The sequence below is a fragment of the Sphingobium chungbukense genome (genome assembly GCF_001005725.1).
In the GTDB taxonomy this organism is placed as follows: Bacteria; Pseudomonadota; Alphaproteobacteria; order Sphingomonadales; family Sphingomonadaceae; genus Sphingobium; species Sphingobium chungbukense.
The window spans coordinates 583,019-609,264 of sequence record NZ_LBIC01000001.1; the positions used below are offsets into that span (position 1 = coordinate 583,019).

At 63.9% G+C, this 26,246-nt stretch carries 23 protein-coding genes; 14 read left to right on the plus strand and 9 right to left on the minus strand.

The genetic code is table 11. The annotated features are described in order from the left end of the window. Positions 1-97: 97 nt before the first annotated feature. The 6 genes from hpf to YP76_RS02905 form a co-directional block, all read right to left on the minus strand. The gene (hpf, locus tag YP76_RS02880) at positions 98-694 is read right to left on the minus strand and encodes a ribosome hibernation-promoting factor, HPF/YfiA family (protein WP_046762073.1); all 597 of its coding nucleotides are present in this window, start codon (positions 692-694) and stop codon (positions 98-100) included. Positions 695-788: 94 nt separating this feature from the next. Beyond that, complete coding sequence (gene dnaQ, locus YP76_RS02885; RefSeq protein ID WP_046762074.1) at positions 789-1,481, minus strand: DNA polymerase III subunit epsilon; 693 nt, start codon at positions 1,479-1,481, stop codon at positions 789-791. A 45-nt stretch (positions 1,482-1,526) separates the two neighbouring features. Next, on the minus strand, positions 1,527-2,120 hold the full coding sequence (gene coaE, locus YP76_RS02890; protein ID WP_046762075.1) for a dephospho-CoA kinase: 594 nt from the start codon (positions 2,118-2,120) through the stop codon (positions 1,527-1,529). Positions 2,121-2,139: 19 nt separating this feature from the next. Continuing rightward, positions 2,140-2,961 (minus strand): shikimate dehydrogenase, encoded by an 822-nt coding sequence (aroE, locus tag YP76_RS02895; RefSeq protein ID WP_046762076.1) that lies wholly within the window; start codon positions 2,959-2,961, stop codon positions 2,140-2,142. Next, positions 2,958-3,551, minus strand: coding sequence for a Maf family protein (locus tag YP76_RS02900; protein ID WP_046762077.1), 594 nt, complete (start codon positions 3,549-3,551; stop codon positions 2,958-2,960). Before YP76_RS02900 ends, aroE begins: the two co-directional genes overlap by 4 nt. 4 nt (positions 3,552-3,555) lie before the next feature. Next, the gene (locus tag YP76_RS02905) at positions 3,556-4,377 is read right to left on the minus strand and encodes a pyruvate, water dikinase regulatory protein (RefSeq protein ID WP_046762078.1); all 822 of its coding nucleotides are present in this window, start codon (positions 4,375-4,377) and stop codon (positions 3,556-3,558) included. Between the two features lie 288 nt (positions 4,378-4,665). Here YP76_RS02905 and hemE point away from each other — a divergent pair, with 288 nt between their 5' ends. Then, positions 4,666-5,727 (plus strand): uroporphyrinogen decarboxylase, encoded by a 1,062-nt coding sequence (gene hemE / locus YP76_RS02910; RefSeq protein WP_046762079.1) that lies wholly within the window; start codon positions 4,666-4,668, stop codon positions 5,725-5,727. Positions 5,728-5,741: 14 nt separating this feature from the next. Then, a complete protein-coding gene (locus YP76_RS02915) occupies positions 5,742-6,182 on the plus strand; it encodes a CopD family protein (RefSeq protein ID WP_046762080.1) in 441 nt (146 codons plus the stop codon). A gap of 39 nt (positions 6,183-6,221) precedes the next feature. Here YP76_RS02915 and panC read toward each other — a convergent pair whose 3' ends face one another. After that, positions 6,222-7,067 carry a pantoate--beta-alanine ligase gene (panC, locus tag YP76_RS02920; protein WP_046762081.1) on the minus strand — a complete coding sequence of 282 codons (846 nt, stop codon included), beginning with the start codon at positions 7,065-7,067 and terminating at the stop codon, positions 6,222-6,224. A gap of 109 nt (positions 7,068-7,176) precedes the next feature. On the opposite strand from panC, the gene YP76_RS02925 reads away from it, so the two are divergent. The 12 genes from YP76_RS02925 to YP76_RS02980 all read left to right on the plus strand — a co-directional run bounded on the left by YP76_RS02925 (position 7,177) and on the right by YP76_RS02980 (position 20,759). Further along, the gene (locus YP76_RS02925; RefSeq protein ID WP_046762082.1) at positions 7,177-7,983 is read left to right on the plus strand and encodes a division plane positioning ATPase MipZ; all 807 of its coding nucleotides are present in this window, start codon (positions 7,177-7,179) and stop codon (positions 7,981-7,983) included. Continuing rightward, on the plus strand, positions 7,983-8,420 hold the full coding sequence (locus YP76_RS02930; RefSeq protein ID WP_046762083.1) for a molecular chaperone DnaJ: 438 nt from the start codon (positions 7,983-7,985) through the stop codon (positions 8,418-8,420). Before YP76_RS02925 ends, YP76_RS02930 begins: the two co-directional genes overlap by 1 nt. A gap of 21 nt (positions 8,421-8,441) precedes the next feature. Further along, on the plus strand, positions 8,442-9,878 hold the full coding sequence (pgmG, locus tag YP76_RS02935; protein ID WP_046762084.1) for a phosphoglucomutase/phosphomannomutase PgmG: 1,437 nt from the start codon (positions 8,442-8,444) through the stop codon (positions 9,876-9,878). Between the two features lie 366 nt (positions 9,879-10,244). Continuing rightward, positions 10,245-11,549 carry an OmpP1/FadL family transporter gene (locus YP76_RS02940; RefSeq protein WP_046762085.1) on the plus strand — a complete coding sequence of 435 codons (1,305 nt, stop codon included), beginning with the start codon at positions 10,245-10,247 and terminating at the stop codon, positions 11,547-11,549. Between the two features lie 111 nt (positions 11,550-11,660). After that, complete coding sequence (gene ispG, locus YP76_RS02945) at positions 11,661-12,821, plus strand: flavodoxin-dependent (E)-4-hydroxy-3-methylbut-2-enyl-diphosphate synthase (protein ID WP_046762086.1); 1,161 nt, start codon at positions 11,661-11,663, stop codon at positions 12,819-12,821. A 16-nt stretch (positions 12,822-12,837) separates the two neighbouring features. Further along, positions 12,838-13,746 (plus strand): DMT family transporter, encoded by a 909-nt coding sequence (locus tag YP76_RS02950; RefSeq protein WP_046762087.1) that lies wholly within the window; start codon positions 12,838-12,840, stop codon positions 13,744-13,746. Between the two features lie 10 nt (positions 13,747-13,756). Continuing rightward, on the plus strand, positions 13,757-14,248 hold the full coding sequence (locus tag YP76_RS02955) for a GNAT family N-acetyltransferase (protein WP_046762088.1): 492 nt from the start codon (positions 13,757-13,759) through the stop codon (positions 14,246-14,248). A gap of 231 nt (positions 14,249-14,479) precedes the next feature. Then, positions 14,480-16,801, plus strand: coding sequence for an FtsK/SpoIIIE family DNA translocase (locus YP76_RS02960; protein WP_046762089.1), 2,322 nt, complete (start codon positions 14,480-14,482; stop codon positions 16,799-16,801). 520 nt (positions 16,802-17,321) lie between these two features. Beyond that, a complete protein-coding gene (locus YP76_RS02965; protein ID WP_046762090.1) occupies positions 17,322-17,975 on the plus strand; it encodes a LolA family protein in 654 nt (217 codons plus the stop codon). Between the two features lie 431 nt (positions 17,976-18,406). After that, entirely contained in the window at positions 18,407-19,204 is a 798-nt protein-coding gene (gene xth, locus YP76_RS02970; RefSeq protein WP_046762091.1) for an exodeoxyribonuclease III, read from the plus strand. Continuing rightward, positions 19,204-20,262, plus strand: coding sequence for a GTP cyclohydrolase II (gene ribA / locus YP76_RS02975; protein ID WP_046762092.1), 1,059 nt, complete (start codon positions 19,204-19,206; stop codon positions 20,260-20,262). Before xth ends, ribA begins: the two co-directional genes overlap by 1 nt. Then, complete coding sequence (locus tag YP76_RS02980; protein ID WP_046762093.1) at positions 20,259-20,759, plus strand: L,D-transpeptidase family protein; 501 nt, start codon at positions 20,259-20,261, stop codon at positions 20,757-20,759. The genes ribA and YP76_RS02980 overlap by 4 nt, the downstream gene beginning before the upstream one ends. A 13-nt stretch (positions 20,760-20,772) precedes the next feature. On the opposite strand, the gene YP76_RS02985 is transcribed toward YP76_RS02980, so the two are convergent. Further along, positions 20,773-23,532, minus strand: coding sequence for a [protein-PII] uridylyltransferase (locus tag YP76_RS02985; RefSeq protein WP_046762094.1), 2,760 nt, complete (start codon positions 23,530-23,532; stop codon positions 20,773-20,775). Between the two features lie 9 nt (positions 23,533-23,541). After that, the gene (gene mutS / locus YP76_RS02990; RefSeq protein WP_046762095.1) at positions 23,542-26,193 is read right to left on the minus strand and encodes a DNA mismatch repair protein MutS; all 2,652 of its coding nucleotides are present in this window, start codon (positions 26,191-26,193) and stop codon (positions 23,542-23,544) included. Positions 26,194-26,246 lie beyond the last annotated feature (53 nt).

Below are 26,246 nucleotides of genomic sequence, written 5' to 3' on the forward strand. Positions count from 1 at the left end.
GCCCAGCTTCGGAAAATGACGCAATGCCCGGATCTTTAAAGTCCGGCCCCATAGGCCGCCAGCCGATCAAGGTCAACCAGCGGCCAAGGGAACGCTATCAGCCCAGGCGGGGTTCCACCCAGCCAATGGTGCCGTCATGCCGGCGATAAACCATGTTGTAGGCGGCTGTCCCGGCGTTGACGAACAGCAGCGCGTTCGTGTTGCGCAGGTCCAGCATCATGACCGCGTCCGACACGCTGGCTTCGGGAATGTCGACACGGGTTTCCGCCACGATCAGGGGCGCATCGGCCGGTTCCTCTTCATCGGCCAGGGAAGCGAAAATCGTATAGCCCGCGCCATCCAGCTCTTCGGGGCCAAAACCGTTGGAACGACCGGATTCGGCAGCGGCGGCCTGCACGCTGCGATCCTTCAGGCGGCGCAGATAGCGGCGCAACTGCTTCTCGATGCGCTCGGCGGCCTGTTCGAAGGCGGGATGGGCTTCCTGCGCCTCGCCCGCCCCTTTCAGGATCAGGCCGGTCATGACATGGCAGACGATGTCGCAATGGAAGGCGCCGTGCGGGGCCGGCCGGAATGTCACCTGGGCGGAAAGCGCGCGGGAAAAATATTTCTCGGCCATGGCCTCCAGACGGGTCCAGACATGCTCCTTGAGCGCGTCACCCGTATCGACCTGATGCCCGGAAACACGAATATCCATATGCCTTCTCCTTATTCTTGCCGGACCGCCCGGGATGGCGACCCGGTCGGCATGGAGGCTTGAAGGCAGTGCATCCCCGAAAGGATGGCTGTAATCAGGCCTCCTCCAGCCAGAGCGGCTTGTCCAGCGTCGCGACGAACGCAGCGTGCCTCTCCAGCTCCTCCGCGCTGGCCGTAAAGACGCGCACGGGACGAACAGGGCGAACCGCGGCTTCCGCCGCAAGTTCCATATTACCAACGAGTTTCTCTTCCTCCTGTGCAAGACCAAGGCCGATCTGACGGCCGCCGGTCAGTTCGATGTAAAGCTGGGCCAGCAATTCGGCGTCGAGTAGCGCGCCATGCTTGATGCGATGGCTGCGGTCGATGCCATAGCGGGTGCAGAGCGCGTCCAGGCTGTGCTTGGCGCCGGGGTGAAGCTGCCGGGCGATGGCAACGGTGTCGATCATCCGGTCCATCGACACTTCGGGCAGATTGCACAGCTTCAACTCATGATTGAGGAAGCCGAAGTCGAAGCGCGCATTATGCGCGACCAGATGGCTGTCCTCCAGAAAGGCCAGCAATTCCTGGACGCCATGTGAAAACAGCGGCTTGTCCCTCAGGAACCCGTCGGACAACCCATGCACGGCCTCTGCAGCCGCGGGCATCGTCCTTTGCGGATTATAATAAGCGTGGAAGGTACGGCCCGTTGGCACCCGGTTGAGGAGTTCAATGCACCCTATTTCGACCAGGCGATCGCCTGAGGCAGGGTCGAAACCAGTCGTTTCGGTGTCGAAAATAATCTCGCGCATCGCCCTCTTCAACGACTCTTTCCGGCCAACCTCACCGGACCTCCCTTATCGGACTCTCTTTGCGCCAAGGCAAGCGACCAAGCGGCGTACCTGGAAACGCGTCTCGGCGAAGGTCGTCCCTGTGTGGATGATATAGTCCGCCCGCCGCCGCTTTTCAGCATCGGGTATTTGCAGATGGACAATCCGCCTGAATTTTGCCGCTGTCATGCCCGGCCGGGCCAGGACTCGCTTGCGCTGCTTCCAGGCGGGCGCCGTCACCACGATGACGCCCGCCAGCTTGCGATAGCCATGGGTCTCGAACAGCAGCGGAATGTCCAGCACGACGAATTTTCGCGACCGATGACGGCGCAGAAACGCCTTGCGGCTCTGTTGCACGGCGGGATGAACAATGGCTTCGAGAGCCTTCAGTTCCTGCGGATGACCGAAGACCGCCGCGCCCAGCTTCCCACGGTCGACACCCTTGGGGCCGGTGGTGCCGGGAAAGCGGGCCTCTATGGCGGGCAGCAGCGCCCCGCCCGGCCCTTGCAACCGGTGCACTTCGGCATCGGCGTCGAACAAAGGCACGCCCTCGCGCCGCAACATGGCGGCCACGGCCGACTTACCCATGCCGATGGAACCGGTGAGGCCGTAGATCTTCATGCCATAATCTTCATGGATATCAGGCGGCGAGCAGCAAGGCGCGCAATTCTTCGTCCCGCTCGCGGGGCGCCTCGGCATCGAAGAAGATGTCGAAGGCCAGCGCCGCCTGCCCGATCAGCATTTCCAGCCCATCGAGGGTCCTGAGACCCCTTGTCCGCGCCGTCTTGAGCAATTGCGTCTCCAGCGGCGCATAGACGATGTCATAGACGGTCGCGTCATCAGCCAGCGGTTTGAGGTCCAGGTCCAGCAGCGGTTGCCCCACCATGCCGAGCGAACTCGTGTTGACCAGCAGGTCGGCTTTGGGCAGCGCATCCGTCATGCCGATCACCCGGCCCTTGACCCCTGCGCGGTCGAGCAACGCCTGCCCTCGCCCCGCGTCGCGGGCCATGACGGTGATGTCGGGCACGCCCAGACTGGTCAGCGCGAACAGGATCGCCCGCGCCGCACCCCCCGCGCCGACCAGCACCGCGCTCTGCCCCTTCCACTTGTCGCGCAGCAGCGGCTGGAGGAATCCGCCCGCATCGGTGTTGGTGCCGATCAACGGTCCGCCCGTTTCGCTCGCGATGGTGTTCATCGCCCCGATCCGCTCGCGCACGCCGCCAGGATCGTCGGTATAGTCCATCACCGCGATCTTATGCGGAATGGTGACATTGCAGCCCAGCCAGTCGGGATCGGCCCGCCGGGCGAGGAAATAGGCGGGCAGGCCTTCGCTGGTCACATGGGTCTTCTTATATTCCGCCTCTATCCCCAGCGCATCGAGCCAGAAATTGTGGATCATCGGCGATTTGCTGTGTTCGATCGGATCACCGATCACTTCGGCATAAGGGAGCTTGTCGGTCATGACGCCAGAACGCCCCGGACGCGCAGAAAGTCAAGCAAAGGCAGCAGCGGAAGGCCCTGAATCGCGAACTGACTGCCTTCCACCTTCGCGAAGAGCTGCGCGCCTACCCCCTCGATCCGGTAACAGCCGACGCACCAGCGGCATTCTTCCCAATCCGCATCGAGATAGGAGGCGATGAAAGCGTCCGACAAAGGCCGCACTGTCATGCGAACGCGCTCGATATGCCGCCAGATCGGCTCGCCATTCAGTGCGATCACTGCCGCGCTGTGCAGATGATGCACCCCGCCCGAGAGCAGTTTCAATATCCGCTCGGCATCGGCGCGGTCGAGCGCCTTGTCGATCATCGTCCCGTCCTCCAGGCTCAGAGTCTGGTCGCAACCCAGCACCAGCCCGCCCGGCACCCGTCGCGACACGCGCAGCGCCTTCAGCTCCGCCAGCGCATCGGCCAGTTGCCGGGCATTCAATCCATCGGCACGCAGCGCTTCCTTGGCCGCTTCCTCGTCGACGCCGGGCGACAGCGCCTCGAACGGCACCTGCGCCGCCTCCAGCAGTGCCCGGCGGCTCGCGCTTTGCGATGCCAGCACGATCATGATTTCAGGCTCCTTCCGCCAGCACGCGGTCGTTGAACAGGTTGATGATGGCCGCCGCCGCTTCCTCGATCGAGCGGCGGGTCATGTCGATCACCGGCCAGCCATTGTCCGCGAACATGCGCCGGGCGAAGGCCAGTTCCTCCTGCACCTTTTCCAGATCGACATAGCTGGTCTCCGGCGCCTGATTCAAGGACAGCAGGCGATTGCGGCGGATCTGCACCAGCCGTTCCGGGCTGACGGTCAGGCCCACCACCATCGGATGCTTCAGCGAATAAAGCGCGCGCGGCGGCGGCGACTGGATCACCAGCGGGATATTGGCGGTCTTGTACCCGCGATTGGCGAGGTAGATGGAGGTCGGCGTCTTGGACGCGCGCGACACGCCCGCCAGGACGATATCGGCCTCCTCCCAATTTTCATGGCCCACGCCATCGTCATGGGCGATGGTGAACTGGATCGCCTCGATCCGGGCGAAATAGGCTTCGTCGAGTATGTGCTTTCGGCCAGGCCGGTTGCGGGTTTCCTGCCCCAATATGTTGGACAGCGCATCCGTCACGCTGTCGAGCGCCGCGACATGGGGCAGGCCCAGCGCCCGGCAGCGCGTTTCCAGCCGCCGGCGAAGCTGATGGTTGGAGAGGGTGAACAGCACCAGACCCGGATTGGCGGCGATCTCCTCCATGATCCGGTCGAGATGGAGGTCCGACCGCACCATCGGCCAGAAATGGCGCACCGCCTCGACATTCTCGAAGGCGCCGATCGCCGCCTTGGCGATATTCTCCAGCGTTTCGCCGGTGGAGTCGGAAAGCAGGTGGAGATGGATACGGGACATGAAGCATATCTCTGTGGGGAGGCTGTGGATAAATCAAGGCATAGCTTGCGGGCAGAATCAGGCACTTATCGCCATCCTCGATTCCGGAAATCTTCTCCACAGCCGGCCAACAGACGGAAATTCCTATCCACAGACTGTGGATAATGGGGATAAGCGGACTGACTCGGACCGGAATCAGCCACCGCAGGGAGTCAAGTTGTTGGCAAATCCGGGCACAGCGCATAAACCCCGCTGCCAACCGCCCCACTATCTCCATCATCCTTTTTGAATCTAAATATAAGAGAGTTTATGACGGGACCTGATGCCGGCCTTTCGAACGGCCCGACGCCCAAGCCCTTGCTTTCCGTCCTCAAAGGCGCGTGTCCTGCGGTGCCGCCGATGTGGTTGATGCGCCAGGCGGGCCGCTATCTGCCCGAATATCGCGCGCTGCGAGCCGAAAAGGGCGGATTCCTCGAACTGGTCTATGACAGTGCGGCGGCGGCGGAAGTGACTCTCCAGCCCCTGCGCCGGTTCGGGTTCGACGGCGCGATCCTGTTTTCCGACATATTGATCGTGCCTTATGCCATGGGCCAGCATCTCTGGTTCGAGGCCGGGGAAGGCCCGCGCCTGGCACCGATCCTGGCCGAGACGGACCTGTCGGCCCTGAAACCCGATTTCAGCCGCTATGAGGCGATCTATGAGACGGTCAGGCAGGTCAAGGCCGCGCTGGACCCACAGGTGACCTTCCTGGGCTTCGCAGGCAGCCCCTGGACCATCGCCACCTATATGGTCGCGGGTCAGGGCAGCAAGGATCAGGGCGCGGCCCGCCGCCTCGCCTATCAGAATCCCGAAAAATTCGATGCGATCATCAATGCGATCATCGACGCCACCGTCGTCTATCTTTCCGGACAGATCGAGGCCGGCGTGGAGGCCGTCCAGCTTTTCGACAGCTGGGCGGGCAGCCTTGCGCCGCTGGAGTTCGAGCGCTGGGTGATCCAGCCCAACCGGCGGATCGTGGATAAGCTGAAGGCGATCCATCCGGAGATTCCGGTGATCGGCTTTCCCAAGGGCGCGGGGGCGAAGCTGGCCGATTATGCGACCGGGACGGGCGTGGATGCGATCGGCGTCGACGAAACGGTTGACCCGCACTGGGCCGATCGCGCGTTGCCGAAGGGACTCCCGGTGCAGGGGAATCTCGATCCGCTGGCCCTGATCGCGGGCGGCAGGGCGGTCGAAGAGGCCGTCGACAATATCCGTTCGGCCTTCGCCAGACGGCCACATATCTTCAACCTGGGGCACGGCATATTGCCCGACACCCCCATTGATCATGTCGAAGCGCTGCTTAGCTATGTGCGCCGGGATCGGCCATAGCGGGAGACTGAACGATGCCTTATCTGGGAGCAGCCTATTTGTGGGTCAAAGCCGCGCATGTCATCTTCGTCATCTTCCTGATGGCGGGCCTGTTCATGATGCCCCGTTTCTTCGTCTATCATCAGCAATGCCCGGTCGGGTCGGATGAGGACCGGAAGTGGATCGACCGTGAACGGCGGCTGCTCAAGATCATCCTCAATCCGTCGATCATCCTCGTCTGGGTGTTCGGCCTTATGCTGATGGTGGAGATCGGCGCCTGGCATTTCGGATGGTTCCACCTGAAGCTGCTCTTCGTGCTGGGCCTTTCGGGCTATCATGGCTGGATTGCGGGCTATGCGAAGAAGCTGGCCAAGGGGTTGCGGCCGCTGAGCGAGAAGCAGTTGCGGCTGCTCAATGAGATTCCCGGAATCGCCGCCGCGGTGATCGTGATCGCGGTGATCGTGAAGCCGTTTTGACAGGGTCGTCATTCCGGCTTCCGCCGGGATAACGGGCTGTCAGACCGGATCGACCGGAATATTGTCGATCAGCCGCGTCTTGCCGATCTTCGCCGCGCCCAGCAGCCGCGCCGGGCGGTCCAGCACCGTCATCGGTTCCAGAGTCACCGCGTCGCACAGCGTCACATAATCGATCGGGTCGAAGCCATGCGCGGCCAGCAGCGCGATCGCCTTGGCGATGGCGGCTTCGACGGTGGCGCCCCTTTCCATCTGCCGCGCCGCTTCGCCCAGGGCGCGGGGCAGAGCCAGCGCATCCTTGCGTTCTTCCTCGGTCAGATAGGCATTGCGGGAGGAAAGCGCCAAGCCATCCTCCGCCCGCTGGGTTGGCACGCCGACGATCTCGATCGGAACGTCCAGATCGCGGACCATCTGCCGGATCACGGCGAGCTGCTGATAATCCTTCTCGCCGAACAGCGCGACGTCCGGACGGACCTGGTTGAACAATTTCGTCACCACGGTCGCCACGCCGTCGAAATGCCCTGGCCGCGCCGCGCCGTCCAACCCTTCGGTCACGCCGGACACGGAGATGTTGGTGGCATAGCCGGCCGGATACATGACTTCGACCGTGGGCGCCCAGAGAATGTCGACTCCGGCCGCCTGCAGCATCTGCGCGTCCTTGGCCTCGCGCCGCGGATAGGCATCCAGATCCTCGTTCACGCCGAACTGGCGCGGATTGACGAAGATCGACACGACCACATGCCGGGCATGGCGCCGCGCTTCCTCGACCAGCGCCATATGCCCGTCATGCAGCGCCCCCATGGTGGGCACCAGCGCCAGCGGCTTTCCGTCATTTTTCAGCGCGTCGACGGCGGCACGGAGAGAGGGCAGGTCACGGAGAGTTTGCACGACGGGAGTGGCTCCGATAAGGGCATCAACAGGGGTATATCCTGCTAAGGCACGGCCGGCTGGAACGGTCAACTGACATTGCGACAATCAACGGGGTTATCAAGGTCCGATGGCGAACGCCCAAACGCATCATATCGTCTTCGCCAATGAGAAAGGCGGAACCGGCAAGTCCACGACCGCCGTCCATACAGCCATCGCATTGACGGTGCTGGGTCACCGCGTCGGCATGATCGACCTCGACCCGCGTCAGCGCACCATCACCCGCTATATGGAAAACCGCGCCGAAACCGCGCGTCGGCGCGGCATCGACCTGCCGACTCCGGACTTCGCGGTGTTCCAGGGCGACAGTGTCGAGGCGCTGGAGGAACAGGCCGCCGCCGTGGCGCAGGGCAAGGATTTCCTGGTGGTCGATACGCCCGGCCGCGATGATGATTATGCCCGTCACATGGCCGCCCGCGCCAATACGCTGGTGACTCCGATGAACGACAGTTTCGTCGATTTCGACCTGATCGGGCAGGTGGATGCGGAAAGCTTCAAGGTGAAGCGCCTCTCCTTCTATTCCGAGCTGATCTTCGAGGCCCGCAAGACCCGCGCCAAGGCGGACGGCGTGACCATCGACTGGGTGGTGCTGCGCAACCGCGTCCAGCATCATGACGCCCGCAACAAGAAGCGGGTTGGCGACGCGCTGATGGAACTGTCCCGCCGCGTCGGATTCCGCGTGATTCCGGGCCTGTCGGAGCGCGTGATCTTCCGCGAACTCTTCCCCTCGGGGCTCACCCTGCTCGACAAGGGGCATCTGGGTGAACTGGGTGTCAGCCATATCGCGGCACGGCAGGAACTGCGGGAAATGGTATCGGGCCTTGCCCTCCCCGCCCGTGATGAAGTGGCGCCGCTGGATCTGCTCGGCGCGGCCTGATGGGTCTGCTTGCCTTGGCTTTGGTCGGGCTTGCGGCCTGGCTTATCTGGACGGGACGACTGCAACGCATGAGTGCACGGGATGGCATGGCACTGGGCACGGCCCTGGTCGGCGCGATTATGGCGGCCAAGGGCAAGCCGCTGATCGGCGCGCCGCTGCTGGTGGGCGCTACGCTGTTCTTCTTCGCCAAAAGCCAGCCCGGCCGGAAAAGGTCCGGACCGGGCAAGCCGGCTCCGCAACCCCTTTCCCCCCAGGCGGTGATCGACGCGCGCGAGCTGCTGGGCGTCGGGCCGGATGCGGACGCCCGTGCGGTGCGCGCCGCGCATCGCCGCCTGATCGCCTCGGTTCATCCGGACAAGGGTGGTACGGAGGCGCTGGCCGCCCAGATCAATGCGGCCCGCGACCTGCTGATCAAGGACATGTCGCAACGCCACTGATCGTGTAAGGGAGAGGATGTCATGGCCCACCGCTTCCATCCCACGCTCCTGCGCGAATATGACATGCGCGGGGTGGTCGGGCGGACCCTGACCGAAGCCGATGCCTATGCCGTCGGCCGCAGCTTCGGCACGATCGTCAGGCGGAGAGGCATCAGCCCGGCGGGCGGATCACGGATTGCGATCGGCTATGACGGGCGGCTGAGTTCCCCGGCGCTGGAAGAGGCGGTCGTGAAGGGTCTTCAGGACTCCGGCACGAACGTCGTCCGTATAGGTCTCGGCCCAACGCCCATGCTCTATTATGCCGAAGCGGTCCTGGATGTGGACGGCGGCATTCAGATAACCGGCAGCCATAATCCCGCCGATCACAACGGCTTCAAGCTGGTGCTTCAGCACAATGCTTTTTTTGGGCCGGACATCCTGGAAATGGGCGCCATGGCCGCGGCGGGCGACTGGAGCGAAGGCGCCGGCACCGTCGAAACCGTCGCGATCATGGACCGCTATGCCGCGCGGCTCGTGGAGGGGTTCGACGGCGCCGCCTGGCGCATCGGGTGGGATGCGGGCAATGGCGCCGCCGGCCCTGTTGTGGACAAGCTCGTCAAGCTCCTGCCGGGTGAGCATCATGTGCTGTTCACCCAGATAGACGGACATTTTCCCCATCATCATCCCGATCCCACTGTCGAGGCCAACCTGGCTGACCTCAAGGCGCTTGTCCGCTCGAAGAAACTCGATTTCGGAGTAGCCTTCGACGGCGACGGCGACCGGATCGGCGTGATCGACGGCAAGGGCCGGGTGATCTGGGGCGATCAGTTGCTGGGCATCTTCGCCGAACTGGTGCTGAAGGACCGTCCGAACGCCCCGATCGTCGCGGATGTGAAGAGCAGCCAGGCGTTGTTCGACCGCATTGCCGAACTGGGAGGACGGCCGCTGATGTGGAAGACGGGCCACAGCCTCATCAAGTCCAGAATGAAGCAAGTTGCCGCTCCCCTGGGTGGCGAAATGACCGGCCATGTCTTCTTCGCGGACGATTATTACGGCTATGACGACGGGCTCTACGCCGCAGTGCGCCTCATCCGGGGCCTCACGCGGCTCGGGCGGAGCCTTGCGGCGCTGCACGATGCCATGCCTGCGCTCATCAACACGCCTGAAATCCGTTTCCCGGTGGATGAAAGCCGCAAGTTCGCGGTGGTGGAGGAAGTGCGCGATCGTTTGCACAGGGTCGGCGCAGAGGTCGATGAAACCGATGGGCTTCGGGTAAGCACTGTCGATGGCTGGTGGCTGCTGCGCGCATCCAATACGCAGGATGTGCTGGTGGCGAGGGCTGAGTCAGCAACGGAAGCGGGCCTGACGCGCTTGATTGCCGAAATCGATTCGCAATTGGCCGATTCGGGTGTGATTCGCGCGTTTCAGGCCCCCGATCGACATTCCATGGGCAAAAATGACGCCATCGCACATGAATGAAGGCAGGAATTCCGTTACGAAAAGCGGGCAAAGGGATGACGATTGCATGAAATGCAACCAGCTCTTCGTTTTTCGCATTTGCGGTAATTCCCGCTGCACCGCAAAAGGGACGGGCCTTTCAGGCATCCTCTCCTAAAACTTTCAAGCCGTCCTCTGGGCGGCTTTTTTTTGCCCTGCCAGGATCGGCCAATTGCGCTTCCTGCCGTAGCGTCCTTCCCGCAACAGGAGGAAGGTAAAGCGCGAAGGCGCGAAAATTAGGGCTTTTCGAACGTTAATTTAATCATATTGCTTATACAGGCAGGGCTTTCAGGGGCCGTTTCACGGTAGGAGTTCATGCCACAGGTCGCACTCAGGAGAGGAATTGTCATGCCATTGCGCCGTCCGATCATTGCCAGTCTTTTGCTAACCGGCGTGTTGGCGCTGCCCGCTCCCGCCCTGGCGGGTGGCTTCTACCTTCAGGAACAATCCGCGATAGAAACCGGCCGTGCGCTGGCGGGCGCGGGTGCCGCGGCGGACGATCCGTCGGCCATCTTCTTCAATCCCGCCGCGATGACCAACCTGTCAGGCATCCAGACCTCGATCGGTGGCAGCGCCCTCATGGCTTCCGCGCATCAGACCAATCGCGGCACCAATCGCACCGTGCCGACGCTGCCGGGGGTGAAGGTGCCCGTAACGGGCAATGACGGCGGCAATCCGTTCGAAAAGGTCATTCCCATTCCCAGCTTCTATGTGACGGGCCAGGTCACCGACCGCCTGTGGCTGGGCGTGGGTGTCAACGCCCCCTTTGGTCTGAAGCTGAAATATGACGACGGCTTCTTCGGCCGCTATGACTCGCTCTACACCAATCTCAAAACCTATAATATCCAGTCCAGCGCCGCGTATAAGCTCAACGACAATTTCTCGATCGGCGGCGGCGTCGACGTGCAATATGTGAAGGCGACGCTGACCAATGCCCTGCCGCAGCTTTCGCCGCTGGCCCCGGCCGACGGTTTCGCGCGGCTGAAGGGCGATGACTGGTCGGTCGGCTGGAACGCAGGCCTGTTCTATACCAACGGCGCCACCAATGTCGGCGTCTCCTACCGTTCGGGCATCAAGCACAAGCTGACCGGCACGCAAACCATATCGGGGCTTCTGGGTCCGATCGCCGCGGCCAACAGCGCGCTGGATGCCTCGGCGCCGCTCGACCTCCCCGATATCGTCACCGTGGGGTTCATGCACCGCCTGACCCCGAACCTGCGCGCGATGATCAGCGGCCGCTGGTATAATTGGTCGAAGTTCAAGGGCATCGCCATCACCTCCGCCGCCGGCACCTCCAACAAGGAACTGGATTACAAGGACAGCTACAGCGTCAGCCTGGGCGGCGAATATGATGTCAGCCCCGCTCTGACCCTGCGCGCAGGCACGATGTTCGACCGCACGCCGACCAATGCGCAGCATCTGACGACCCGCGTGCCCGATGGCGATCGGGCCTGGTTGACGGGCGGGGCGACTTTCAACATCTCGCCTGCCTTCGCGCTCAACGTCAGCTACGCGCATACCTTCGTGGAAAAGGCGAACATCGTCCGTCCGGACAGCTATTATCCCACGCCCGCGACCGTGACGGCGACCACTTTGGCGCAGACCAGCGGCAATGCGGATCAGGTCGCCGCATCGCTGACGGCCCGTTTTTGATGAAGGAGCCGTGCCGCTCGTTTCGGCTTTGCTGAAACGCAAAACAGCTCGCGCTTCTAACTTTCATCATTAATCCCTATAGGGGCTCCATCATCATGGAGCCCCTTTTTCATGTCCGATCATAATCCCGGCCTGCGTCCCTGGCGCGACATCGCCCGCCGCCAATGCCGCCAGATCATGGTCGGCGATGTGCCCGTGGGCGGTGGCGCCCCGGTCACGGTGCAGACGATGACCAACACGCCGACCCACGATGTCAAGGCGACGATCGACCAGATCCGTCGCTGCGAGGAAGTGGGCGTGGACATTATCCGCGTCTCCTGTCCCGACGAGGCATCCACGGCAGCCCTCAAGCAGATCGTCCGCGCCGCCCGCGTGCCGATCGTTGCCGACATCCATTTCCATTATAAGCGCGCGCTGGAAGCCGCCGATGCGGGCGCCGCCTGCCTGCGCATCAACCCCGGCAATATCGGCAGCGAGGCGCGGGTGAAGGAAGTGGTCGACGCGGCCAAGGCCAATGGCTGTTCGATCCGTATCGGCGTCAATGCAGGCTCCCTCGAAAAGGACCTGCTCGAAAAATATGGCGAGCCTTGTCCGGAGGCGCTGGTGGAAAGCGCGCTCGACCATATCAAGCTGCTCCAGGACCAGGATTTCCATGAATATAAGGTCGCGGTGAAGGCGAGCGACGTCTTCCTGGCCGTCGCCGCCTATATGCAGTTGGCCGAAGCGGTCGATTGTCCGCTTCACCTGGGCATCACCGAGGCGGGCGGGCTGATCGGCGGCACGGTGAAGAGCGCGATCGGCATCGGCAACCTGCTCTGGGCCGGGATCGGCGATACCATCCGCGTCTCCCTTTCCGCCGAACCGGAAGAGGAAGTGCGGGTCGGCTATGAAATCCTGAAATCGCTCGGCATTCGGACACGTGGGGTCAAGGTCATCTCCTGCCCCAGTTGCGCGCGTCAAGGTTTCGACGTGATCCGAACCGTGCAGGCGCTGGAGGAACGGCTCCAGCATATCCACACGCCCTTATCGCTGTCCGTGCTGGGCTGCGTGGTGAATGGCCCCGGTGAGGCGCGGGAAACCGATATCGGCCTGACGGGCGGCGGCGCGGGCAAGCATATGGTCTATTTGTCCGGCCTCACCGATCATACGATTCAGGACGAAGGCATGATCGACCATATCGTCAGCCTCGTGGAAGCCAAGGCGGCGGAGATCGAAGCGGCAAAGCTGGAGGCTGAAACCACCGACGCGGGAAAGGCGGAAGCGGCGGAATAAGCCGCTTTCCTCCACCATGATGGCGACCCGCTCCGTCCTTCTTCCCTTCGCGGTCTGTTGCCTGGGGGTTACGCTGTTTTCCGTGATGGATGCGGCGATGAAGGGACTGAGCCTTTCCATCGGCCTTTTCAACGCCCTGTTCTGGCGCGCCGTGGCGGGTAGCGTGCTGGGGCTGGCGTTGATGCTGCTGACCCGGCAGCGTTGGCCGGACCGAACGGTGCTGCGGCTGCATCTGTTGCGTGGCCTGGTCGTGGCGGCAATGGCGAGCCTGTTCTTCTGGGCGATCATGCGCTTGCCTTTGGCCGAAGCCATAGCGCTGTCCTTCATCGCGCCGCTCATCGCGCTCTACCTCGCGGGGCTGCTGCTCAAGGAGCGGATCGGACGGCGGGCGATCGGCGCGTCGATGCTCGGACTGGTCGGCGTCGGCGTGATCCTGTCCGGACGGATGCGGGGCGATTATGATCTGAACGCCCTGATGGGGGCGGGTGCGGTGCTGCTTTCGGCAATGCTGTTCGCCTGGAATCTCATTCTTCAACGGCAACAGGCGCAGTTGGCTTCACCCATAGAGGTCGCCTTCTTCCAGCATATCGTCATGCTTGCCGTATTCGCTCTCTTCGCCGTGATCGCCCGATGGACGCCGGTCGTATCCGGCGGCGGGTCATGGGCGCTGATCATTCTGGCGGCGATCCTTGCCTTCACGTCGCTGGCGGCGCTTGCCTGGGCCTATGCGCGGGCAGAGGCGCAGGTCCTGATCCCGGTGGAATATACCGCCTTCGTCTGGGCCGCGATCATCGGCTGGCTGGCCTTTGGCGATCGGTTGACGCCGACGACCATGATCGGTGCGCTGCTGATCGTGATCGGATGCCTGATCGCGTCCCGCACAGGACCGGCCGGGCCGCCGCATGTCGAACCGTCGATGGCCTGAAAGGAAAAGCATGACCGTCACCATCCGCGAGGCCGTTCGTTCCGACATCGGGGCGATCCACGGTTTCATCCTTGCCTTGGCCGACTATGAAAAATTGTCCCACGAGGTGAAGGCGGAGCGTGCCAGCCTGGACAAATATCTCTTCGGTCCGCGTCCCATGGCCGAAGTGCTGATCGCGGAAAATGACGGCCAGGCCATCGGCTTTGCGCTTTTTTTCCACAATTTCTCGACCTTCGAGGGGCGGCCGGGAATTTATCTGGAGGATTTGTTCGTCATCCCCGAAGCGCGGGGCCTGGGCGCGGGCAAGGCGCTGCTTTCCCGCCTTGCGCAGCTGGCGCTGGAGCGCGATTGCGCGCGGCTCGAATGGTGGGTGCTGGACTGGAACGAACCGTCCATCGCCTTCTACCGTTCGCTGGGCGCCCGGCCGATGGATGAATGGACGGTACAGCGCGTCGACGGCGAGGCGCTCAGCGCCTTGGCTTCAGCGCATCCTGCACGCTAACGCCCAGCAACACGGCGGTAAAGCCGCCAAGCGCGACGATGACGAGGAGGGGATAAACGGTGGCGATCATGACGAAATCTCCTTGTTCCACCGCTTTTGCGCGGTTCTGCGCCGCATCGACATAAGGAATGTTACGGAGCCGGCGGGACGAGCCGAGGGGGCGGACTCTTGACGGGGACTCCCTCCCCGGCGCATTGTGCCGGACCGGAACATTTGGGGGACAAGAAAGGCATGGCTGTCGGCCGTGGAGCCAAACGCACGCCGGAATGGCGCGAAATGCTGAAACGCAGCCTGATCCGCAGCGGCGCGCTGATCGGATCGATTGCGCTGATCCTCGCGACCCTGTTCCTGGCCCTGGCGCTGCTCAGCTATCAGCCGAGCGATCCGTCGATGAACACGGTGGCGGGCGAGCAGGTGCAGAATATCATGCAGGCCCCTGGCGCCTGGGTGGCCGATTTCCTGCTCTGGCTGCTGGGCGTGCCGGTGGCGCTGGTGCTGCCGCTGATGGCCATCACGGCGCGGCGGCTGTGGGGCGATCAGGACATGAGCGGGTGGAAGGCGCAGTTCGGCAAATGTTTTGCCGGCATCGTGTTCGTCGGCATAGCCCTGGCGCTGTTCCAGACCAATCCGCTGGTCGGTCTGCCCGCCGGATGGGGCGGCATCATCGCACTGGTGACGGCAAGGGGAGTCATGAGCCTGACCGCACAGGCTCCCGCCGCGCAGGGATGGATCACGGGCATATTGGTCGTGCTGACGCTGATTGCGGGCGCGGTCTGCTGGTATCGCAGCCTCGCCCTGGAAAAGCCGATCATCGCGTTGCGCAGGCCTTCGCTGCCCCGTCTGTCTCTGCCCCGACCGGCTTTCGCACTGGCGGGTCCCGCGCCGGTGGTCGATGCGGATGAAGAGGATGAGCTGTTCGAGCGTGTCGCCGCGCCGCGCAAGACCGTCTCCAACGAACCCAAGCCGCCGATCAATATCCAGACGCCCAAGCCCGCTCCGGTGCAGCGGAGCATGGCGCCGGTCAGCCAGGACGATCTGTTCGGCAACAGTTCCCTGCCTTCTCCCGACCTGCTCAATCCGATTCCGGCGAGCCAGGGGGCGAAGATCGACAAGGCCGCTCTGGAGCGCAATGCGCGCCTGCTGGAGAGCGTGCTCGACGACTTCCATGTGAAGGGCAATATCGTCGAGGTCCGGCCCGGTCCGGTCGTCACCATGTACGAACTGGAACCCGCGCCGGGCATCAAGGCGAGCCGTGTGATCGCGCTGGCCGACGATATCGCCCGCAACATGTCGGCGCTGTCCGCCCGCGTGGCGACGATTCCGGGCCGCACGGTGATCGGCATCGAACTGCCCAACGCGAACCGGGAAGGCGTGTCTTTCCGCGAACTCATCACCAGCGAGCAGTTCGGGCAGGAAGCGACCCTGCCGATCATCCTGGGCAAGAATATCTCGGGCGAACCGATCATCGCCGACCTGGCGCCTATGCCGCATCTGCTGATCGCCGGTACGACGGGTTCGGGCAAGTCGGTGGGTCTCAACGCCATGATCCTATCGTTGCTCTATCGCATGACGCCGGACCAGCTGCGCCTGATCATGATCGACCCGAAGATGCTGGAACTGTCGACCTATGACGACATTCCGCACCTTCTCTCGCCGGTCGTCACCGAACCGGCCAAGGCGATCCGTGCATTGAAATGGGCGGTGGAGCAGATGGAGGACCGTTATCGCATGATGGCGTCGATTTCCGTCCGCAACCTCGCCAATTATAACGAGAAGGTCCGCGCCGCGAAGGCGAAGGGCAAGCCCTTGGGCCGCCGCGTGCAGACCGGCTATGATCCCGAAACCGGCAAGCCGATCTATGAGGAGGAGCAGCTCGATTTCCAGCCGCTGCCGCAGATCGTTGTGGTGGTGGACGAGCTGGCCGACCTGATGATGACGGCGGGCAAGGAAGTCGAATTCCTGATCCAGCGGCTTGCCCAGAAGGCGCGCGCTGCGGGGATCCACCTGATCCTGGCGACGCAGCGGCCCTCGGTCGACGTCATCACCGGCGTGATCAAGGCGAACCTGCCGACCCGCATCAGTTTCTTCGTCACGTCGAAGATCGACAGCCGCACGATTCTGGGTGAGCAGGGCGCCGAACAGCTTCTGGGCAAGGGCGACATGCTCTACATGCATGGCGGCAAGGGCCTGATGCGCGTCCATGGGCCCTTCGTGTCGGACGACGAGGTGCGTGTGGTGGCCGATCACTGGCGCGCCCAGGGCCAGCCCGACTATATCGCCGCCGTCACCGAGGAACCGGAGGAAGGCAGCTTCGCGCTCGACGGCGTCGACCTGGGCGACGACAGCCCCGATGCGCAGCTCTTCCGCAAGGCCTGCCAGCTCGTTTTCGAGAATCAGAAGGCCTCGACAAGCTGGCTCCAGCGCCAGTTGCGCATCGGTTACAACAGCGCCGCCCGCCTGATCGAGCAGATGGAGGAACAGGGCCTGGTGGGTCCGCCCAACCATGTCGGCCGCCGCGAAGTGCTGCGCGATGAAGGCGGCAACCCGCTCTGATCCTGTCGGCGGGAAAAATTTTCATTTGGGCTGATGCGAAAAAGTCACTGCCCATTTCGCTCTGAAACGGGATTTTGCGTGGCTCTTGGGCCTTTTGTGGGCCCGCAAGGCAGGTGGGGAGCCGCAGAAATCCCTGATTTTCAAGGCTGATTGCATTTCATGCAATCGCTCTTGATTTCTTCGCATTTGCAGCGAAGCGCGATTTGCCCGAAGAGAGACCTGCCTTTCAGGCATCCTCTCCTAAAAACTTTCAGGCTGGTCTTCGGATCAGCCTTTTTTTTGTCATCGCGCCCCGCTAAGCAGAAGCCGCTACCGCAGCGCCTAAAAAATAAATCGGGAGAGGGGCCGCCGGAAAGACCGGCACGGGCGAAGCGGGAGCAGAGGGGGATTGAGCGGCCGTGCCGCTCTCCCCCTTGCCGTTCGAGCCAACCGGTTGTTACTTTTATGGAACGAGTGGGTTCACAGCGGGTTCAACCCCTGCCACCTACGCTCTTCATCCCGAACAACCGGAGATAATTGCATGAAGCGCATCCTTGCGCCCTCCACCCTGACCCTGGCTTCCATGATGCTTGCCGTCGTGCCTTTCGCGCTGCCGACGACATCGGCCATGGCGCAGGCGGATCAGTCCGACCTCTCGAAGGTCAACGCCTATATCCGCGCCGTCACCACCATGACCGCCGATTTCGCGCAGACGGATCGCAACGGGCAGACGCTGACCGGCCAGCTCACCATCAAGCAGCCGGGCAAGATCCGCTTCCAATATCAGAAGGGCGTGCCCCTCCTGATCGTGGGTGACGGCAAGGCGCTGACCATGATCGATTATGAAGTGCGCCAGGTGCAGCGCTGGCCGATCGGCAATTCGCCTCTGGGCGCGCTCATCGATCCCAACAAGGACCTGTCGAAATTCGGCAAGGTGATCCCGACCGGCGATCCCACCATATTGAGCGTCCAGGCGCGCGATCCCAAGCGGCCCGAATATGGCACCATCACCATGATCTTCAAACGCGACGCGGCGAGCCCGGCGGGCTTGCAGCTGTACGGCTGGGTGGCGCTGGACTCGCAGAACAATCGGACAGCGGTCAAGCTTTCCAACCAGCGTTATGGCGTGCCGGTGGCCGATTCCGCCTTCCGCTGGACCGATCCTCGACCCAAGGGGCGCGCAGCGGGCGGTTAAGCGGGTCACAGCTGCGACGGGCCGAGAAGTTTTCAGAACCGTTCATCTGAGGCTCATATCCCCAGTCCTAAAAAGAACTCCACGGCGCGAGACGAAACCGGGATTTCCCCCCTGTTACCCGGAACCCCGCTCCCGCCGCAAAGCGCTTCAAGGGCGCGATCGAGGCCCCCGTTCCATGCCCCCGGAGCGGGGGCCTTTTTGCTATGTGTCGTCATTTGGCCCAAGGAGGGCTGCAAATAGCGGCTTTCTGCGCTTCCGGTGCTCACGACCTGTAAGGTCGCTGCGTTTAAACGAGGCGCGTGACTCGTTTAAAGGTTCTCGAAATCCACTATTTTCGCTCCACCCTGGGCCAAATGACGACACATAGCGCCTCGCGTGATTGCAGGCCCACCACCCTTGCGCGGGAGGGCGGAGGGTCTTAGTGGATCACCATGTCTCAAACGCTCAGCATCGCATCCTGGAATATCAACAGCGTTCGTGCCCGGCTCGATATCGTCGAGCGTTTTCTGAAGGAGGAGGCGCCTGACATCCTCTGTCTTCAGGAAACCAAGGTGGTGAACGAGATTTTCCCCACCGCGATGTTCCGGCAGCTTGGCTATGTCCATCAGGTGCTGAACGGCCAGCGGATGCACCATGGCGTGGCGATCATGTCCAAGGTGCCGATCCATGAGGATGATCGCCTCGACTGGCAGGCCAATGGCGAGGCGCGCCATGTCGGCGTGCGCCTCGACAATGGCGTCAGGATCGAGAATGTCTATGTGCCTGCCGGCGGCGACGTCGCGGACCGGGAGGTAAATCCGAAATTCGGGCAGAAGCTCGATTTTCTGGAGCGGATGATCCAATGGTCCTCGGGACTGGAGGACAAGCCGACGATATTGACCGGCGATTTCAACATCGCGCCGATGGAATGCGATGTCTGGAGCCACAAGCAATTGCTGAATGTGGTCAGCCATACGCCGGTCGAGTGCGCAATATTGGCGCGGTTGCAGGCGTCGAACGACTGGGTCGACATCGGCCGCCATTTCTATCCCGCGCCGCAGCGGCTCTACACCTGGTGGAGCTATCGCGCAAAGGACTGGGCGGAATCGGATCGGGGACGGCGGCTCGACCATATGTGGATGACCCAGGATGTGGCGGGCAAGGCGATCAGCCACCGCGTGGTCGAACCGGCGCGCAACTGGGGCAAGCCGTCCGACCATATTCCGATCATCACGGAATTCGCCTTCTGATGGGCGCGCGCGCTGCCGCTCGCGCCATCGATGCGCTGCGCCGGGGCTGGCCGGTGCGGGTGCGGGCCGCGGACGGCGCCTTGCGGCTGATGGCGGTGGAGGGGGCGGACGCGGTGACGCTTGCCGAATTCGATCCGGGCGCTGAAGCCGACATATTGATCTCTGCCGCGCGCGCGCAGACGCTGAAGCTCGCCAACCAGATCGCGGCGGCCGACCCTGATATGCCGGTGCTGGTGGTGCGGGCGCCGTGGATCGATGTCGACGTGGCGACGGCGATTTCCGACCCGGTTCTGGACCTTGCTTCGCCGCTCAAGGGCCCGTTCATGGCGAAGCCGCTGGCCGCGCCGCTGGCGGCCAAGGCGGCGCTGCGCCTGGCGCGGCTGGCGGGCATATTGCCTGCCTATTTCGCGACCTCGGAGGGAGAGGCGGAGGCAGAGGTGAGCGCCGCCGATGTCGACGCCTATGACGATGCCGTGCATCTGGCTGTCGCGACGCGCGCGCGCCTGCCCGTATCGGCCGCCGAAACCGCCGAGATCGTCGCTTTCCGTAGCCCGGACGAACCACGCGAACATGTGGCGTTGATCGTCGGCCGGCGTGATTCCTCGCCGCCGGTGATCCGGTTGCACAGCGAATGCCTGACCGGCGACGTGCTGGGATCGCTGAAATGCGATTGCGGCCCGCAATTGCATGAGGCGCTGCACCGGATCGCGGACTCGACATGGGGTATCCTTCTCTATCTGCGGCAGGAAGGGCGTGGCATCGGCCTCGTCAACAAGCTGCGCGCCTATGCCTTGCAGGACCAGGGATTCGACACGGTCGACGCCAATGTGCGGCTGGGTTTCGCCATCGATGCCCGTGATTTTTCGGTGGCGGCGCGGATGCTGGACCTGCTGGGCGTGGGGGAAGTGCGGCTGCTCACCAACAATCCCAACAAGGTGACGGGACTGGAAGCGGCGGGAATCAAAGTGGCCGAACGGCTGCCGATCATTCTGCCGGCCAATCCGCATAATGAGCGCTATCTGGCCACCAAGCGCGACCGGACGGGGCATCAGTTATGAGCGTTGTCCGCGTCGATACGGGCGCGGGGCGGCTCTCTTTCGGTGCGATCGATATGCCCTGCACCATCGGGCGCGGCGGCGCCTGCGCGGCGGCGGACAAGCGGGAAGGGGATGGTTGCACGCCGCTGGGCGTCTGGCCGATCCGGGCCGTTTTGCTGCGGCCGGGAAAGGTGGATGCGACGGGCGTCCGCCTGCCGTGGCGCTGGGTGCGGCAGGGGGATGGCTGGTCCGATGATGTGGACGATCCGGGCTATAATCGGCCCGTGCATCTGCCGCATGCCTTTTCGGCGGAAAATCTGCTGCGCGACGACGATGCCTATGACGTAATCGTGGTCCTTGGCCATAATGATGCACCGCCGGTGCCGGGGGAGGGCAGCGCGATCTTCTTCCACCTGTCCGAAGGTCGTCCGACCGCCGGCTGCGTGGCGGTGGAACGGGAGGACATGTTGCGCCTTCTGCCGTTGCTGGTGCCGGGCGACGTGATGGAGATCGTTTAGCGCGCTTACGAGGCTAGGCCTGCTCCATCTCCGCCACTTCGCCGCTCGCCGCTTCGAGCAGCCGCCGTTCCAGCGTTTGCAGCCGCGCTTTGCTCTCGATCTTTCCGGCCAGCAGGTCGGTCACGTAGAAGGTGTCGACCGCCCGCTCGCCATAGGTGGCGACATGGGCGCTGTGCACCGTCACCTTCGACTGGAACAGCGCGTTGGCTAGGCTGAACAGAAGCGCCGGGCGATCACGCGCATTCACCTCGATCACGGTGAAGCGGTTCGACGCCTTGTTGTCGATCAGCACATTGGGCTCGATGCGGAACGCTTCGGCGCGGGTGCGGGGCAGGGGGCGAGCCTCCAGCTTGGTGATCATGCGGTGGCGGTTGGCGAGCGAATCCTCGATCGCCTTGCGGATGCGCGTCAACTGCTCCGGACTGTGGAAGGCGCCGCCCAGCGGGTCCTGCACCAGGAAATTGTCGATCGCGACCCCGTCGCGCGTGGTGTGGATGCGCGCGTCGATGATGTTGCCGCCGGCCAGATGGATGGCGCCCGCGATGCGGTAGAACAGCCCCGGATGATCGGCGGCATAGACCGTCACCAGCGTCGCGCCGCGTTGCGGATAATATTGCGCGGCGATGGAAAGCGGGGAGTCGCCCGCCTCCAGGATATGCTCCGCATTGTGGAAGAGGATGTCGTCGGGTTCCGCGATCCAGTAGCTTTCGGGGAGGCGCTTGCGCAGTTTCTCGAAATCCCCTTCGGAAAGGCCCAGCGCCTGACGCAGCGCCTGCTGCTTGGCCGTGACCCTTTCACTGCGGCCCTTCTGCTTATGGCCGAGGCGCAGCACCTCTTCGGCAGCCTCATAGAGATCGCCCAGCAACTGGCGCTTCCAGCTGTTCCATACCCCGGGCCCCACGGCACGGATATCGACCACGGTCAGGCACAGCAGCAGCCGCAGCCGCTCCGGGCTCTGCACCACGTCGACGAAATCGAGGATGGTCTTGTAGTCGGCGAGGTCTCGCTTGAACGCGGTGGCCGACATCAGCAGGTGATGCAGCACCAGCCAGGCCACGGTTTCGGTTTCCGCCGGGGTAAGACCCAGACGCGGGCAGAGATGCTCCGCCACCTCCGCGCCCAATATGCTGTGGTCGCCGCCGCGCCCCTTGGCGATGTCGTGCAGCAGCACCGCGACATAGAGGACGCGGCGCGACACCAGCTTGCCCATCAGGTCCGCCGCCAGCGGATGATCCTGGTTCAATTCGCCCTTTTCGATCCGTGCCAGCAGGCCGACGGCGCGGATGGTGTGCTCGTCCACCGTATAATGGTGGTACATGTCGAACTGCATCTGCGCCACGACGCGGCGGAAATCGGGGATGAAGCGGCCGAAAACGGTCGACTCGTTCATCCAGCGCAGTACGGTCTCCGGGTCACGGGGAGAGGTCAGCACCTCCATGAAAAAGGCATTGGCGCGTGGGTCGCGCCGCACCTTGGCGGTGATCAGGCTGGCGTCGCGGCTGGCGGCGCGCATGGCGCTGGGATGGATGGCCAGCCCATGTTTGTCGGCCAACGCGAAGATTTCCAGCAGCCGGACCGGATCGTCCTGGAAAAACTGGTCGTTGGGCAGCGCCAGCCGCCCGCGGTCCAGCACGAAACCGTCCAGCCTCTTGGGCCGGCGGAAGAAGCTGGGAATATAGCGCCGACCGCGCTCCGCCATCTGGTCGTCCAGATGCGCGAGGAACACGGCGGTCAGGTCGCCCACCGTCTTCGCGTTCAGGAAATAATAGCGCATGAAGCGCTCGACCCCCGAACGCCCGGCGCGCCCGGTGAAGTGCATGCGTGTGGCGGTTTCGAGTTGCAGGTCGAAGGTCAGCCGGTCCTCCGCCCGCCCGGTGATCATGTGCAGGTGGCAGCGCACCGCCCAGAGGAAATCCTCCGCCTTCTGGAACTGGCGCAGCTCGCTTTCCGTCAGCAGCCCGACATCGACCAGTTCCGTGATCGATTTGACCCGGTTCACATATTTGCCGATCCAGAACAGCGTGTGCAGATCGCGCAACCCGCCCTTGCCTTCCTTCACATTGGGTTCGACGACATAGCGGCTGTCGCCCATGCGGCGATGCCGTTCGTCGCGCTCCTCCAGCTTCTCCGTGACGAAGGCACGGGCGGTGCCCTGCATGATTTCGGCGTCGAACCGGGCAGCTGTTTCTTCGTACAGCGCCCGGTCGCCCCAGATATAGCGCGCTTCCAGCAGGGCAGTGCGCACCGTCAGGTCCGCCTTGGCCATGCGCATCGTTTCATCGATCGACCGGCTGCTATGGCCGACCTTCAATCCCAGGTCCCACAGCGAATAGAGCATGGATTCGATGACCTGCTCGGTCCAGCCGGTCGGCTTCCAGGGGGTGATGAAGCCGATATCGACATCGCTGTGCGGCGCCATCTCGCCCCGCCCATAGCCGCCGACCGCGATCAGCACGATCCGTTCGCCGGTGCTGCGATTGCCCGCCGGGTAGAGATGATGCGTCGTCGCGTCGTAGAGCAGCCGCAAGATCTGGTCGACCAGGAAGGCGAAGGCGGTCACCGCCTCCCGCCCGCGGGTCGGCTTCTGGCTGAGGCGGCGGGCGACATCCTCGCGCCCGGCGTCGAGCGCGTCCTTCAATTCCCTCACGATTAGGCCGCGCAGCTTCATCTGGTCGCCATGATGCTCCTGCGCCAGGGCGTTGATGCGGTCGGAAATGGCGCGCCGGTCGATGATCGCGCGCCTGGACCCCAATTTCGGAAACTGCATGACCATATGGCTTATCTAGTCTTCCTGACCGGCCGCGGCCAGTTGCTTGAGCCGATAGAGTTGATCGAGCGCCTCGCGGGGTGACAGGGCATCGGCGTCGATGCCCTCCAGCGCGGCACGCAGCGGATCGACCTTCGGTTCCACCTGCGCCGTCGCGGCGGCGAAGAGGGGCAGGTCGTCCAGCCCCGCCGCGATGCCGCCGGTCTTCGCCTTGCCCGCTTCAAGGCGGGCGAGGACGTCCTTCGCCCGTTTGAGGACGGCGGGAGGAAGCCCGGCCAGCCGCGCCACCGCCAAACCATAGCTGCGGTCCGCCGGGCCCTCCGCAACCTCGTGCAGCAGCACCAGATCGCCCTTCCACTCCCGTGCCCGGACATGGTGGAGCGAGAGCGAGGAGAGCGTTTCCGCAAGCCGGGTCAGCTCATGATAATGGGTCGCGAACAGGCAGCGGCAACGGTTGACCTCATGCACCGCCTCCACCACCGCCCAGGCCAGCGCCAGCCCGTCATAGGTCGATGTGCCGCGCCCGACTTCATCGAGGATCACGAAGCTGCGTTCGGTCGCCTGCGCCAGAATCGCGGCGGTCTCCACCATCTCGACCATGAAGGTGGAGCGGCCCTTGGCCAGATTGTCCGATGCGCCGACGCGGCTGAACAGCCGGTCGACCAGGGTCAGGGTCGTGGATTGTGCGGGGACATAGGCCCCGGCCTGCGCAAGGATCACGATGATCGCATTCTGCCGCAGGAAGGTGGACTTGCCGCCCATGTTCGGGCCTGTGACGAGCCAGAGCCGGTCTCCGGCCACCAAACGGCAGTCATTGGCGACGAAGGGCTGGCCGTCGCGGCGCAGCGCATCCTCGACCACCGGATGACGGCCGCCGGTGATTTCCAGACAAGGCCCTTCGCCGTCTTCGGACAGGAAATGGGGCCGCTGCCAGCCGCCTTCGGCTGCGCGTTCCGCTAGCGCTGCCGCCACGTCGAGCCGGGCAAGCGCGTCGGCGGCGCGGGCGATCTCCGCCTTGCGGGCGAGGGTGGCTTCGATCAACTCCTCCAGATGCGCGGATTCGGCCACCAGCGCATGGGCACCCGCCTGCGCGACGCGGCTCGCCTGTTCGTGCAGGTCGACCGAATTGAAGCGCACCACCCCGGCCAATGTCTGGCGATGGGTGAAGCCGCTGTCGGGCTGCATCAACTGGTCGGCGGCGCGTGCAGGGACCTCGACATGATAGCCGAGCACGCCGTTGTGGCGAATCTTGAGCGAGGCGATGCCGGTCTGCTCGCGATATTTCGCCTCCAGCGCGGCGATGGCGCGGCGGCCGTCGCCGGCGAGGCGGCGCAGTTCATCCAGTGCCGGGTCATAGCCGTCCGCGATATAGCCGCCATTGGCGGTTTCGGTCGGGGGGCTGGGGACGAGCGCGCGGGACAGGCTGTCGACCAGCGCGCCATGCCCGTCCAGCGCTGGTAGCAATTGCATCAGCAGCAAGGGCTGGTCGGGCAGGCGCCCCAGCCGTTCGCGCAACAATCGTGCTTCCCCGAGTCCATCGCGGAGTTGGCCAAGGTCGCGTGGACTGCCCCGGCCCATCGCCACCCGGCCCAGGGCGCGCCCGATGTCCGGCAAGGCGCGCAGCGCCACGCGCAACTGGTCGCGCAACATGCCGTCCTCATGGAAGAGTTGCACCAGCCCCAAGCGCGCTTCGATGGCTGCCTGATCCATCAAGGGTGCCGACAGATCCTGTGCCAGCAATCGCGCCCCGGCGCCTGTTACCGTCCGGTCGACCGCGCCCAGCAGGCTGCCCGCCCGCGTGCCGTTCATGGTCGCCGTGATTTCCAGACTCTCCCGTGTCGCGGCGTCGATGGCGACATGGGCGCCGCTGGTCTTACGCATCGGCGGGGCGAGGAAGGGCAGGGTGCCCTTGCCCGCATGGTCGAGATAGTTGAGCAGCCCGCCCATGGCCGACAGTTCGGCGCGGCCGAACTGGCCGAATCCGTCCAACGTCGCAACGCCGAAGACGCGTTTCAGCGCCGCTTCGGCCCGGCTGTTGGAAAAGGCGGCGCGGTCGAACGGATGGGAATCGGGCAGCGCAAGTTCCAACCCGTCCGGCAACACGATCTCGCTCGGCCGCAGCCGCGCCAGTTCGGCGGCCAGGTCAGCCGCCCGCAAGGTCAGCGTCTCGAACCGCCCCGTCGAAATATCGGCGGCGGCCAGGCCATATTCGCCGGCCTCATCGCCGCCCATTTGTGCCAGCGCGACCAGCATATTGTCGCGCCGGCTGTCGAGCAGCGTTTCCTCGGTCAGTGTGCCCGCGGTCACGTAGCGGACGATGGCGCGCGCCACCAGGGACTTCGACCCGCGCGCCTTGGCCTCGGCCGGCGTCTCGGTCTGCTCGGCGATGGCGACGCGGTGGCCCGCCTTGATCAGGCGCGCCAGATAGGATTCCGCACTGTGCACAGGCACCCCGCACATCGGAATCGGTACGCCTGCATGCTCGCCCCGGCTGGTGAGCGCGATGTCGAGCGTCGCCGCCGCCGCCTTCGCATCCTCGAAGAACAGTTCGAAGAAGTCGCCCATGCGGTAGAAGAGAAGGCAATCCTGTGCCTCCGCCTTGAGCGCAAGATATTGCGCCATCATGGGCGTCGCCTGTTGCGTGGATGTGTCGATCGTTCGCGCCATGGCACAGCGGATAGCGTGAAGCCCGGCGTCATACCAGTACTGCAAGAAAGAGC

Coding starts and splice junctions, on each gene's coding strand:
- hpf (WP_046762073.1), bottom strand. CDS start 694: ATGGATATTCGTGTTTCCGGGCATCAGGTCGATACGGGTGACGCGCTC.
- dnaQ (WP_046762074.1), bottom strand. CDS start 1,481: ATGCGCGAGATTATTTTCGACACCGAAACGACTGGTTTCGACCCTGCC.
- coaE (WP_046762075.1), bottom strand. CDS start 2,120: ATGAAGATCTACGGCCTCACCGGTTCCATCGGCATGGGTAAGTCGGCC.
- aroE (WP_046762076.1), bottom strand. CDS start 2,961: ATGACCGACAAGCTCCCTTATGCCGAAGTGATCGGTGATCCGATCGAA.
- YP76_RS02900 (WP_046762077.1), bottom strand. CDS start 3,551: ATGATCGTGCTGGCATCGCAAAGCGCGAGCCGCCGGGCACTGCTGGAG.
- YP76_RS02905 (WP_046762078.1), bottom strand. CDS start 4,377: ATGTCCCGTATCCATCTCCACCTGCTTTCCGACTCCACCGGCGAAACG.
- hemE (WP_046762079.1), top strand. CDS start 4,666: ATGACGGGACCTGATGCCGGCCTTTCGAACGGCCCGACGCCCAAGCCC.
- YP76_RS02915 (WP_046762080.1), top strand. CDS start 5,742: ATGCCTTATCTGGGAGCAGCCTATTTGTGGGTCAAAGCCGCGCATGTC.
- YP76_RS02925 (WP_046762082.1), top strand. CDS start 7,177: ATGGCGAACGCCCAAACGCATCATATCGTCTTCGCCAATGAGAAAGGC.
- YP76_RS02930 (WP_046762083.1), top strand. CDS start 7,983: ATGGGTCTGCTTGCCTTGGCTTTGGTCGGGCTTGCGGCCTGGCTTATC.
- pgmG (WP_046762084.1), top strand. CDS start 8,442: ATGGCCCACCGCTTCCATCCCACGCTCCTGCGCGAATATGACATGCGC.
- YP76_RS02940 (WP_046762085.1), top strand. CDS start 10,245: ATGCCATTGCGCCGTCCGATCATTGCCAGTCTTTTGCTAACCGGCGTG.
- ispG (WP_046762086.1), top strand. CDS start 11,661: ATGTCCGATCATAATCCCGGCCTGCGTCCCTGGCGCGACATCGCCCGC.
- YP76_RS02950 (WP_046762087.1), top strand. CDS start 12,838: ATGATGGCGACCCGCTCCGTCCTTCTTCCCTTCGCGGTCTGTTGCCTG.
- YP76_RS02955 (WP_046762088.1), top strand. CDS start 13,757: ATGACCGTCACCATCCGCGAGGCCGTTCGTTCCGACATCGGGGCGATC.
- YP76_RS02960 (WP_046762089.1), top strand. CDS start 14,480: ATGGCTGTCGGCCGTGGAGCCAAACGCACGCCGGAATGGCGCGAAATG.
- YP76_RS02965 (WP_046762090.1), top strand. CDS start 17,322: ATGAAGCGCATCCTTGCGCCCTCCACCCTGACCCTGGCTTCCATGATG.
- xth (WP_046762091.1), top strand. CDS start 18,407: ATGTCTCAAACGCTCAGCATCGCATCCTGGAATATCAACAGCGTTCGT.
- ribA (WP_046762092.1), top strand. CDS start 19,204: ATGGGCGCGCGCGCTGCCGCTCGCGCCATCGATGCGCTGCGCCGGGGC.
- YP76_RS02980 (WP_046762093.1), top strand. CDS start 20,259: ATGAGCGTTGTCCGCGTCGATACGGGCGCGGGGCGGCTCTCTTTCGGT.
- YP76_RS02985 (WP_046762094.1), bottom strand. CDS start 23,532: ATGGTCATGCAGTTTCCGAAATTGGGGTCCAGGCGCGCGATCATCGAC.
- mutS (WP_046762095.1), bottom strand. CDS start 26,193: ATGGCGCGAACGATCGACACATCCACGCAACAGGCGACGCCCATGATG.